Source organism: Sphingomonas sp. CFBP 13728, from assembly GCF_014841895.1.
Classification (GTDB): domain Bacteria; phylum Pseudomonadota; class Alphaproteobacteria; order Sphingomonadales; family Sphingomonadaceae; genus Sphingomonas.
Window position 1 is genome coordinate 257,822 of the sequence record NZ_JACYUS010000003.1, and the last position, 11,767, is coordinate 269,588.

At 64.3% G+C, this 11,767-nt stretch carries 11 protein-coding genes; 3 read left to right on the forward strand and 8 right to left on the reverse strand.

The genetic code is table 11. The annotated features are described in order from the left end of the window. Positions 1-959 precede the first annotated feature (959 nt). From IFT67_RS14075 to bfr, 3 genes are all read left to right on the forward strand, one after another. Positions 960-2,216, forward strand: a complete 1,257-nt coding sequence (locus IFT67_RS14075; RefSeq protein WP_192238858.1) for a DUF418 domain-containing protein — start codon at positions 960-962, stop codon at positions 2,214-2,216. Between the two features lie 75 nt (positions 2,217-2,291). Next, positions 2,292-2,462 carry a (2Fe-2S)-binding protein gene (locus IFT67_RS20655; RefSeq protein ID WP_082441433.1) on the forward strand — a complete coding sequence of 57 codons (171 nt, stop codon included), beginning with the start codon at positions 2,292-2,294 and terminating at the stop codon, positions 2,460-2,462. 103 nt (positions 2,463-2,565) lie between these two features. After that, positions 2,566-3,081: a bacterioferritin gene (gene bfr / locus IFT67_RS14080; RefSeq protein WP_093399561.1), complete on the forward strand. Its 516-nt coding sequence runs from the start codon at positions 2,566-2,568 to the stop codon at positions 3,079-3,081. 88 nt (positions 3,082-3,169) lie between these two features. Here the strand turns inward: bfr and IFT67_RS14085 are convergent, their stop codons facing one another. The 8 genes from IFT67_RS14085 to IFT67_RS14120 form a co-directional block, all read right to left on the reverse strand. Further along, positions 3,170-3,610, reverse strand: a complete 441-nt coding sequence (locus IFT67_RS14085; protein ID WP_107962948.1) for an Hpt domain-containing protein — start codon at positions 3,608-3,610, stop codon at positions 3,170-3,172. 82 nt (positions 3,611-3,692) lie between these two features. After that, positions 3,693-3,911 carry a sulfurtransferase TusA family protein gene (locus tag IFT67_RS14090; protein ID WP_107962947.1) on the reverse strand — a complete coding sequence of 73 codons (219 nt, stop codon included), beginning with the start codon at positions 3,909-3,911 and terminating at the stop codon, positions 3,693-3,695. Positions 3,912-3,918: 7 nt separating this feature from the next. Beyond that, on the reverse strand, positions 3,919-5,310 hold the full coding sequence (gene der / locus IFT67_RS14095; RefSeq protein WP_107962946.1) for a ribosome biogenesis GTPase Der: 1,392 nt from the start codon (positions 5,308-5,310) through the stop codon (positions 3,919-3,921). Between the two features lie 193 nt (positions 5,311-5,503). Continuing rightward, entirely contained in the window at positions 5,504-6,826 is a 1,323-nt protein-coding gene (locus IFT67_RS14100) for a BamB-related PQQ repeat family beta-propellar protein (RefSeq protein ID WP_192238859.1), read from the reverse strand. After that, positions 6,823-7,563 carry a tetratricopeptide repeat protein gene (locus IFT67_RS14105; protein ID WP_192238860.1) on the reverse strand — a complete coding sequence of 247 codons (741 nt, stop codon included), beginning with the start codon at positions 7,561-7,563 and terminating at the stop codon, positions 6,823-6,825. Before IFT67_RS14105 ends, IFT67_RS14100 begins: the two co-directional genes overlap by 4 nt. Positions 7,564-7,635: 72 nt before the next feature. Further along, positions 7,636-8,496 (reverse strand): 3-methyl-2-oxobutanoate hydroxymethyltransferase, encoded by an 861-nt coding sequence (gene panB, locus IFT67_RS14110; RefSeq protein ID WP_192238861.1) that lies wholly within the window; start codon positions 8,494-8,496, stop codon positions 7,636-7,638. 48 nt (positions 8,497-8,544) lie between these two features. Next, a complete protein-coding gene (locus IFT67_RS14115) occupies positions 8,545-8,898 on the reverse strand; it encodes a hypothetical protein (protein ID WP_244647400.1) in 354 nt (117 codons plus the stop codon). Between the two features lie 283 nt (positions 8,899-9,181). After that, complete coding sequence (locus IFT67_RS14120) at positions 9,182-11,656, reverse strand: TonB-dependent receptor (protein ID WP_192238862.1); 2,475 nt, start codon at positions 11,654-11,656, stop codon at positions 9,182-9,184. Between the last annotated feature and the right edge of the window lie 111 nt (positions 11,657-11,767).

Genomic DNA, 11,767 nt, shown 5'->3' on the forward strand with positions numbered 1-11,767 from the left:
GTTGCTAGATCGCCCCCGCCCCGCTCCGCCCCAACGCAAAGCAAATTAAAGCAAAGCAAAGCAACCACCCCGGCGAAGGCCGGAGCCCAATTGGGATGGCCGCAGTAACGAAGCGATGCCCGCAGCCATGATCGTCCCCCAATTGGGCCCCGGCCTCCGCCGGGGTGGTCGCCCTTCTGGGTGAGGCAAGAATACGAACCATGTTTCCCCGCGAAGGCGGGGACCCAGTCTGGGCTCCCGCCTTCGCGGGAGAACAAGGAGCAGAGAGTTGTCGTGCGACCAAGCTCAAGTAGGACACGGCGACCTCCCCCCTCTCTGTCATCCCAGCGAAAGCTGGGATCTCCCGCACCGGGCCGCAGCGCTCGCCAACAGAGATACCCCAGCGTTCGCTGGGGTGACGGGGGCGGATCGGCTTCGGGTGCGACAGCCGAGAAGGACAACAGGCGAGGTACGGCAGAGTATTGCGCAGGGATGGCAGGTCAAACAGATGACCTGCCGACTGGCCCACACACCAATCCGCAAGGCATCTGACGCCTAGATGCCCCTCAAAGTGGCCTGTCCTACACCACCTCGATATGCCAGCGTCGAACCATGACCGAAGCATTCCAAGCCTACAGCGCTATCAAGACGCGTCGACCGGATCCGAGCGTAGATCGAGCGCCACCTGTGTCGGCCAGCCTCCGCCGAGGCCGCCACTACCGCAGCGGCGCCGAGCTCAATCATGCCGTCTTCCAGCATGTACGACGGTCTCACCGAAATGCTGCGCGAGCGTCTGCACTTCCTATACTTCACTTTTCCCGCAAGCCCTCTGCCCCCGCCAGAACCGCCACGCTCGACCTCGTCCGCGGCGTCGCCGTCAGCAGCATGCTCGCCGTCGAATTCGACTCATGTCAGGCGATGCGACGCTCCCACGAAACGCCGCGCGAGCGTCTGCACTTCCTATACTTCACTCTGCCCGCATGACCCCCGCCCCCACCCGGATCGCGACGCTCGACCTCATCCGAGGGGTCGCCGTCATGGGCATCCTCGCCTCAAACATCGCCGCATTCGGCTTCCCCGAATTCGCCTACATGACCCCCGCCTCGATGGGCTGGCCAAGCACGCCCGACCTCATCGCCTGGACCACCACCTTCATCGTCATCGACGGCAAGATGCGCGGGCTCTTCTCGTTCCTGTTCGGTGCGTCGATGCTGCTGGTGCTCGACCGCGCGGAGGCGAGCGGCGAAGACCCCGCGACCGTCCACCTGCGCCGCATGGCGTGGCTGTTCGTGTTCGGCGTCGCGCATCTGTACCTGCTGTGGTGGGGCGACATCCTCGCGCACTACGCGCTGGTCGGCGCGATCGCGTACATGTTCGCGCGGTTGCCGGTGCGCTGGCTGATCGGCGTCGGGCTCGCCTGCATCGCGTTCCAGACGGTCGAGCTGACGACGCTCGTCGCCTACACGTTCGACCTCCACGGCGCCGCGCACCGGCCCGGCGCAACGGCACGAGTCATCACGAACTGGCAGCTGTTGGCGGATCAATTCGGCCAGCCCTCCCCCGCCTCCGTCACCCGCGAACTTGCCATCGGTCGTGGCGGATGGCGCGATCTGGTCGCGTGGCGCTGGACGCACGCCGCTGGGCCGATCACGTCCCTCACCGCCACTGGTCCGGAAACGCTAGGCTTCATGCTGTTCGGCATGGCGGGGCTACGATCGGGGTTCCTGACGGGGGAATGGTCGCGGCGACGCTACACCGTGATTGCAATCGCAGGGATCGGACTCGGCTGGATCGGCTATGCGGCCATCGCGGCGTTCGACATCGCCCACGGGTTCGACGCGCGCTATGTCGCGCTGTCGTGGCTCGCGCTCGCAACCCCGCTTCGGCCACTGACGATCATGGGGTACGCCGCGGCGATCGTCCTGCTCGCACGGCCCGGCGGCTGGCTGACGACCCGAGTCGCGGCGGCAGGTCGAATGGCGTTCTCCAACTATCTCGGCACGACAATCCTCTGCACCATCCTGTTCTACGGGTACGGCTTCGGGCTGTACGGCACATTGTCCCGAGCCCAGCTCTATCTCGTGGTCGTACCAATCTGCCTGCTGATGCTCCTCTGGTCGAAGCCTTGGCTCGATCGATTCCGCTACGGGCCACTCGAATGGCTGTGGCGCAGCCTGTCGCGATTCGCGTGGCAGCCGATGCGCGGTTCGGCGTTCACGACGAACCGATCGGACTAGTTGCGAATAAGACGCAAAACAGCTTGCGAGTGGTTCGCATTATCCGTATCCCGTGCTTACAGCTAGGGAGTTCCCATGGTCGTCTGCGTTTGCAATGCCATACGAGAATCCGACGTTCGCAACTGCGCACGCGGCGGTTGCACTACACCGTGCCAGGCCTTCCGATCGATGGGTCGGAAACCCAAATGCGGCCAGTGCACATCGATAGCGCGAGCTATTATCGACGAGGAACGCGCCGCTGCATAAGCGTCGCAACAGCTAAGAAAGCCCGGAAAACCGCCATTTTTGGGGGTTGTGCTAATCTGTGTCAGGCCGCTACATGACCGTCAGAGGTGACGGAGATATGGCCATGCGCGGCGACCCACAAGTAATCGAATTCCTGAACGAGGCGCTCAAGAACGAGCTGACCGCGGTCAATCAATATTGGCTCCATTACCGGATGCTTGAGCATTGGGGCGTCTACAAGCTCGCTCAGTACGAGCGGATGGAATCGATCGACGAGATGAAGCACGCCGACTGGTTGTCGGAGCGCATCCTGTTCCTCGACGGCCTGCCGAACTTCCAGCTGCTCGGCCGCCTCCGCATCGGCGAGACCGTCGAGGAGGTCCTGAAGTCGGATCTGGCGCTCGAAGTCGAGGCCACCGTCCAGCTCAAGGGCGCGATCGCGTATTGCGAAGAGGTCAAGGATTACATCAGCCGCGACCTGTTCGCCCGCATCCTCGCCAGCGAGGAAGAGCATGTCGACACGCTCGAGCGCCAGTTCGAGATGATCGCGCGGATGGGTATCCACAACTACATCCAGCTCAACTCGATCTCGGAGCATGATTCGCCAAAGGCTGGCGCGGCGCCGTATCTGAAGGGCTGATCTATCCCCCTGTCATCTCGCTGAAAGGCAGGGTGACAGGGAAATCAGCGGTATTCGCTGCATTTTTTGCGCCAGTCTGGCGCCGAATTTATTCCTCGCCGAACCCGGTGGGGACGGCACGACGACCAAACCCGCCCCCCGCGACGGGCTTGCGCGCCACGATTGGGTTGGCTTCACGCTCCAGCAGCGTCAGCGTCTCGACGAACAACGGCCGCAACCGTACGATATGCTCCAGCGCCTCGTCCGGGGTATCCTGCATCTCGACACAGTCGCGCGCGATGACCTCGATGGCTTCGGCCAGATCGGCGAGCGGCTCCGCCCCGAACTGCCGCGCCTCACCCTTCAGCGTATGCGCCGGGATCACCATCGCCGCTGCATTGAGCGCGCGCATCGCCGCCTCGATCGCAGCGACCGACTTCACGCCGTCCTCGCGAAAATATCCGAGGATGCGGCCGAACCCTGCGCCCAGTTCGCTACGCGCCTGCAGGAACGCGGGCCAATTGATCAGGGTGCTTCCCTCGAACGACACAGTCGCCTTCTCCCGTTCGGCAACCGCGCCATGAAGGTCAGGGCTGCATTTATACAGCTAGAGTAAATACAACGTTGCGGTTCTACCGGCGGGTAATCCGGAAGGCAGGGTAAATCGCATCCAAAACGATCTCTATTTCCGCATCGGCCTCGGTCGCGACCACGGTCAATTCCGCCTGCGCACGCGGATCGTCGGCGAATACCTCGATCGTCGTGGCACCGTCGCGCAAGGCCCGCGCGAGCCGCACCGCGGGCCAGGGACAGCGCATGCCCCTGGCATCGATGCGGACCACGCTTGGCATCACCGCCTTAGTTGCCGCCGCCGCCGCCCCTGCCGTTGTCGTCATACGGATTCTTCGGTGCGCGGAACATCAGGCGCACCGGGACCGCGCCGAAGCCCAGGTCCTTTCGCATCGAATTGACCAGATAGCGCTCGTAGCTCGCCGGTAACTGATCGACGCGCGTGCCGAAGATGACGAAGCTGGGCGGACGCGTCTTGACCTGCGTGACGTAGCGCATCTTGATGCGCTTGCCGCCGGGCGCTGGCGGCGGGGTCGCCTCGATCGCACGCTCGAACCAGCGGTTGAGTTCGCCGGTGCCGACGCGCTTCGACCAGGCATCGCGCGTGTCGAAACACGCTTGCAGCAACTGGTCGATGCCCTTGCCGGTCGCGCCCGACACGGTCATCACGGTGACGCCCTTGACCTGACTCAGGCCGTCTTCAAGCGCCCGCTTGACGCCGTTGAACAGCGACGACGCACTCTCGGCGATGTCCCATTTGTTGAGCGCGATGACGAGCGCGCGGCCCTCCTGCAGCACCTTGTCGGCGATGCGGAGATCCTGCGCTTCCAATCCCAGCGTCGCGTCAAGCAGCAGCACGACGACCTCGGCGAAGTCGACCGCATGGAGCGCGTCCTCGACGGACATCTTCTCGAGCTTGTCCTGCACCTTGGCACGCTTGCGCATGCCTGCCGTGTCGATCAGGCGGACTTTGCGCGCTTCGCCGCCGGTCGGGTGCCAGTCGTAATCGACGCTGATCGAATCGCGGGTGATGCCGGCTTCGGGGCCGGTGATCATGCGGTCTTCGCCAAGGATGCGGTTGACGAGCGTCGACTTGCCGGCGTTCGGGCGGCCGACGATCGCGAGCTTCAGCGGCCCTTCATATTCGTTGTCCGGCTGTTCCTCGGGCGGCTCTTCCTTGCCTTCGAGCAGTGGGAGCAGGCCTTCGAACAGGTCGCCCAGGCCTTCGCCGTGCTCGGCCGAAAGCTGGACCGGGTCGCCGAAGCCGAGCGCCAATGATTCGAGGATGCCGTCTTCGCCCGCGCGACCTTCGGCCTTGTTGGCGACGAGGATGACGGGGACGTCGGCGGTGCGCAGCCAGCGTGCGATCTCTTCGTCCAATGGCACGATGCCGGCGCGCGCGTCGAACAGGAACAGCGCGACGTCCGCCTGCTCGACCGCGGCTTCGGTCTGCTGGCGCATGCGGCCGGGCAAAGTCTGTGCGTCGTGGTCTTCGTATCCGGCGGTGTCGATGATGCGGAATTCAAGCCCGATCAGCGATGCGTCGCCTTCACGGCGATCGCGCGTGACGCCGGGCCGGTCGTCGACCAGCGCGAGCTTCTTGCCGACGAGGCGGTTGAAAAGAGTCGACTTGCCGACATTTGGGCGGCCGACGATCGCGACCACGGGGAGTTTGGACATGAGGGGGCCTTAGCGCGTGTCGCGCCAAAGGTCACCTAGTCCCTCGCCCCTTCGGGGAGAGGGAGGGAGGAGCCTTAGGCGACGGAAGGGTGAGGGGCAGTTGGGGCGCGATCCGAGCCTCACTCCCCTCACCCTTCCCACGGCAAGCGCCGCGGGCCCCTTCCCTCTCCCTGGCGGGGAGAGGGAGTCCAGGTCACCGGTACGCGGTGACCTTGCCCTTCTGGTCGAGCGTGTAGAGCGTCGAGTTCGCTACGATCGGTGGCAGCGAGAACGGCGTCTTGGTCTCGATCGTCGAACTCATGGTACCGTCCGTCGGCGAGACGAAATTGATCTCTCCGCGCGAGTTGGTCAGGACGAGACGGTTGCCGGCCAGGATCGGGCCGAACCACGTAATCGCGTTGCTACGCTTCTTCTCGTTCTGGAAGCGCGGCAGCTGGGCGATCCAGCGGGCCTTGCCATTCGAACGCGACAAGCAGACGAGCTTGGCATCGTCGGTCACCACGAACAGCCACTCGCCCGCGATCCACGGCGTCGAGATGCCCGCGAAGTTCTGCTCCCACAGCCGCTGACCGGTCGACAATTCAAGCGCGACCATGCGACCACCCTGCCCGACCGCGTAAACGCGACCACCGTCGATCACAGGCGCGGCGTCGATGTCCGAAAGGCTCGATACCGACGTGGTGACAGAGGTGCGCGAGAGTGCGTCCTGCCACAAGATGCGGCCGTTCTCGTAACGATACGCGCTGAGTTCACCGCTCGAGAAGCCCGCGACCACAGTGCCCTGGCTCACGGCGGGGGCCGCGACGCCGAACACGCCCTGCGTTTCGAGCGTACCCGACTGGACCCACTGCACCTTGCCGTCGGCTTGGTTGAGCGAAAAGACCTGGTTGTCCTGCGTCAGGACATAGACCGCGCCGTTGGCGACGGTCGGCGAACCGCGGAGCGGTGCACCCGGCTTGGCGCGCCACAGGATCGCGCCGTCGGCGGCGTTCATCGCGACGACATCGCCGACGCCATCGGTGGCGTAGAGTTTGCCGTCGTCATAGCTGACGCCGCCGCCAAACCGCGCAGCCTTGTTGAGCTTGCCCTCGGTGATACCCGCGGTCCACAACGGCGCGCCGGTGTCGGCGGTGAATGCGTGGATCGTCGCGGTGACGTCGGTCACGAACAGCTTGTTGTCGGCGACGACCGGCGCGGCGCCGAGCCGCTCGCGGTTCGACCCACCGTTGATCGAAGCCTGCCACGCGCGCTTGGGCTGTTCGCCTAGCGCGAGCTGGCCCATCGACTTGGCGGGGTTGCCGCCGGGTTGGGCCCAGGCGTCGTTGACCGCGGGAGCCGGCAGCAGGACCTGGACGTCGGCGATCGTCTTGTCGGTCTCGACCTCGTTTTCGGAAACGAGGATCGACACACGGTCGCCTACGGTCGGCGTCTTCTTCACGCTGCCCTTGAAGATCCCGCAACCGCTCAGCGCCATGAGCGCGGCGACGGCGACCGTCACCCGATATGTCTTCATCATTGCGCCTTGGTATCCTCGTTTGATGCAGCCAGGGTGATCACCCTGGCAGTAGCGCCCGTGCTGGCAACAGCGTCCACACCCAGTACGCCGGCCATCTGAACCGCGCGTTGACGGATCGTCTCGGGCACGCCGGTATCGCGCGCGATCTGGCCGAACAGCGTTCCCGCCTGCTGGCGCTGGTTCATCCGGAGATAGGAGATGGCGACCATCTCGCCCGCACTACCGAGCCACGGACCACCGGGCACTGCCAGCGGACGAAGCCGCTCGACAACGACTTGTGGCTTCAGCGTATCGAACTCGGCCGACGTCTGGCGAACCAGCGCGAGATCGCGGAATGGCTTTGCTAGCGACGTATCCGCCGCGATGACGCCGAGCTTGGCCGCGGCGCCCTTGAGGTCGTCCTTCTGGAGGAGGACGTCGGCCTGCGTGAACAGCGCGAGTGCGCGGTAGCCGTCGCGGTTCGACTTGGCGAGTTCAGCCAGCGGCTTCGCAGCGGCTGCGGCGTTATTCGCGCCGAGCGAGTCGTAGGCGGCCTGAAGCTGCTCGCCCTCGACACCAGCGGCCTCGCCATTGTGATGCTGCCAGTAGAGGAAACCGGCGAGTGCGGCGAGTGCCGCGACGATGGCGACCCCGACCCAGATGCCCCAGTTCGTCCAGAACCCGGCGAGCTGATCGCGTCGCAGTTCTTCGTCGACCTCACGCAGGAATGCTTGATCGGTTTTCGGCGGGAGGGCCAAGGAATGCTCCGGGAATAGTGAGGGGGTGGGCGGCGCGGACCTTAGCCGCGCCGGAACCGAAACGGAAGCGGATCAATCCTTGGGCGCGTAGACCTGCTCCGCGCCGGGAAACGCACGCGACCGAACGTCGTCGGCATAGGTCTGCGTCGCGGAGGAAATCGTGTCGGCGATGTCGGCGAACCGCTTCACGAACTTCGCGGTACGCTCGAACATCCCGAGCATGTCCTCGGTCACCAGCACCTGTCCGTCGCACTGCGCGGACGCACCGATGCCGATCGTCGGGCACGCGATGGTTTGGGTGATCTCGATCGCGATCGGCTCGACCACGCCTTCGATCACCAGCGAGAACGCGCCCGCCTCAGCAATGCTCTGCGCGTCGGCGACGATCTTGGCGGCTTCTTCGGGCGTACGACCGCGGGCGCCGTAACCGCCGAGAACGTTGACCGCCTGTGGGGTTAGGCCGACATGGCCCATCACCGGAATGCCGCGCTCGGTCAGGAACTTGACGGTCGGCGCCATCGCGGTGCCACCTTCGAGCTTCACCGCGGCTGCACCGGTCTGCTTGAGCAGGAACGCCGCGCTCTCGAACGCCTTTTCGGGCGACGCTTCGTAGCTGCCGAACGGCATGTCGATCACGACCACCGCATGATAGCTGCCGCGCACCACCGCCGCGCCGTGCGCCGCCATCATCTCCAGCGTTACGGGTACGGTCGAGGGCAGTCCGTAGATCACTTGTCCCAAGCTATCGCCGACCAGCAGCATGTCGCAGTGCGGGTCGAGCAACTGCGCCGTCCGCACGGTGTAGGCGGTGAGCATGACGAGCGGCGCCTTGCCCTTCTGGCGGCGGATCGCGGGAATCGTCAGCCGCTTGAGCGGCGCAGGCGTCGGGTTGGCGCGACTCGTCGCGGTGTCGAGGGTATAGGTCGTGGACATGGCGGCGCTAATAGCGTGCGGCGTCGCGCTCGCCCAGTGTCGTGCGTGTCATACTGCCCACCCCTTCGACCGGGCATGGCCGACGAGCCAGAGCGTGAAGGCCGCGACCGCGATGATGACGAAGGGCAAGCCGAGCGTCTCGCTCGCGCCTTTGTGCGCGACGATGTCGGTCGAGGCGAACAACCAGCCGAACTGCGCGATCGTCGCCACGAGTGACGCGATCAGGAACGGACGCGCGTTGGCGCGGCGCATGAACAAGAGGATCGCGCCGACGAGGCCGGTCAGCACGGCGATGGCGAACAACGGATCATACCAGTTGGGCAATGCTGCATAGAGCGCCCGGTCATAGGCGCTCGCCTGCCCCATCGCGTCGGCGCCGAGCCTGAGTTGTTGTAGGCACATGAAGCATCCGACGAGTCCCCATAGAACGAGGACCCCCGTCGTCATCCTGAACCACAACGGCCCCTGTCGTACGAAGAACATGCCGCCTCCCCTGAAACTTCAGGCAATAGCGTGCGCTCGCGGCGACGTTCCGGCAATAGACAGCGGCAATATGGGAAGCCGAGCGCCGATCCACTCGGATACGTGCCGGACCGGAAAGAGATCGGGAGCTTCCAACTTCGATCTCCATCCGGCTTCGGCGTGTGGATCATGCGCTTTTCACATGAACGTGAGCTTAGCGCATTCAGAACGAAAACTTGATCGTGCCGCCCCACGTCTGCGGGTCACCCAATTGCGCGGAGATCAGTCCGGTGTTGCCTGGTGTTACAGCCAGCGATTCGAAATAATCCTGGTCGAAGGCGTTGCGTACCCAGCCGAAGATATCGAACGTCTGGGTACGAAATCCTGCGCGGAAATTCTGGATCGAATAGCCGTTGATGTCGGTGTAGATCGACCGCGAGGCGTTGGACGAAAATTTCGAGCGATAGTTCGCGTCGTATCCGGCATAGGCCTGCCCATCGCGGCCGAAGACCTTGGCGGGGAGATTATATTCGCCGCCCCACGAGAACGCCCATTTCGATACGCCGGGCAGCCAGCTGTCGGAGACGTCGCAATTGGCCGGGCTGTTCTGGCCCGCAACACCGGCCGGGCCGACCGGCGTGCCCGTACCACCGCCCGCGAGTTCGGGCGGGCAAGGTGCATTGGTGAACTTCACGAACTTAGCGTCGGTGAAGGCGCCACTGACGTAAGCGCTGAACCGGTCGCTCGGGCGGACCGAGAAGTCGCCCTCGATGCCCCGCGTGCGAACCTTGTCGGCGTTGGCAAGATAGCCGCGCAGGACGTTGCTGCCACTGACATTGCTGATGACGCTCGCCTGGAAGTCCTTGATCTCGGTCCAGAACGCCGAGAGATTGAGCGTGGCGCGACGATCCCAGAACTGCGTCTTCAGACCGAGTTCGAAGTGGTCGACCTTCTCTGGCTTGATGACCGCGACGTCGAGTTGCGGGAGGCCGTTCGCCTGGCTCGGCACGCCGTTCAGGTTGACGCCGCCGGTCTTGAAAGACTTCGCATAGGTTGCGTAGGCGTTGATATCGCGGGCGACCTCGTACGCGAGGTTGAGATCGTAGGAGAGGTTCCAGGCGCTGTAGGGGACCTCGAAGAACTGCGAGGCCTGTACGCCGCGCTGCGCCGCGGTCCAGGGATCCCTGTAGGATGCACTGGTCGGATCGTTGCTGACGATCTGGCGGGTGCCGTTCGACGCGGTGCCGACGACGACCGAATCGTAATAACCGCTCTTCTTGTCGTAATTCACGCGGATACCGGGCGAGACGGTGAAGCGATCGGTCAGCTTCCAGTTCACCTTGCCGAATGCGGCCAGGCTCGTGTTGTCGAGTCGAATGTCGTTGGTCGCGACGACGCCGTTGAGCACCGCCGGATTGTTCGACAGCGCGTTGCTCGGCGCGAGCAACCAGGCGCTGGCGGCGGTGCCTGTTTCCTGCACACCGCTGGTGCGGATCTTCTGGTGGAACGCGAACCCGCCGAGCACGAAATTGAGGCGGTTACCCTCGTAATTATAGCGTAATTCCTGCGTGTACTGGTCCTGCTTGGTCGGGTTGTTGACCTTCGTGTAGATCGGCAGACCGGTGAAATCGCGGTCGTTCTTCGGGCCCCAATCCCAATAGCGCCATGCGGTGACCGAGGTCAGCGTGCCGGGCCCGAGGTCCCATTCAACGCGCGCCGACGCACCGCCATGTTCGTTGCGCGCGGCGATATCGGCATCGAGATCGGTCACCCGGTCGAACGGATCGGTGCTGGGTAGGCGGTAACCGGAGAACCGCGCGATCAATGCGGCATATTGGCGGTCGAGCGCGCGCTGGGTGGTACCGACCCGCGCATAGGTCTGTACGCAGCAGATCGGGTTCTGCAGATTGTAGTCGCCGGACAGCGTGATGTTGAGGGTGTCGGTCGGCTTCCAGAGCAGCGATCCGCGGACGCCCAGATTGTCCTGCGAATTGACGTGCTGGTTCGTGACGACGTTGTAGATCGTGCCGCGGCGATCGGTATTCGACACGCTGATGCGCGCGGCGAGATTGCTGGTAATCGGGCCGGACACCGAGGCCTTGCCCTGCTTGAAGCCGTAATTGCCGAGCGATATCTCGGCCTTGCCTTCGAAATCGAAGCTGGGCGGACGCGTGGTGATGTTGATCGCGCCGGCGGTCGTATTCTTGCCGTACAGCGTCCCTTGCGGACCGCGCAGCGTCTCGATCCGCTCGACATCGACGAAGTCCAGCGTCGCCGATGCGATGCGGTTGTAATAGACCTGGTCGATGTAGATGCCGACGCCCTGCTCGAACCCGTCGTTGGTCAGGCCGAACGGCGCGCCGATGCCGCGGATGTTGATGAAGGTGTTGCGCGGGTTGGTCGAATAGAATTGCAGCGTCGGCTGGAGCTGGGTCAGCCGGTTGATGTTGTAGATGCCCTGCGCCTCGAGCGTCTTGCCGCTGGTCACCGAGATCGCGACCGGCACCTGCTGCACGTTCTCCGCTCGGCGCCGCGCCGTGACGAGGATGTCGCCGCTGTTCTGGTCGACGTCGGGTTCGACTTTCGGATCGGCTTTTGAATCGCTTGAGGTCGGCTTCACCACGGGAGGCGTTGGGTCCGATACGGCCGTCGGCGTAACGGCATGACCGGCGAGCAGCAGCGCGAGCGTAAGCGACATTATTGAATCCCCCAGAACTTCGAGCGCAAACTCTACTAATCCGGGGGATGTTCAATGCGAGCATGTCTTGGGTGGCCGAAAGCGCGGCTTCGTGGCGCTTCCGCGGGAGTG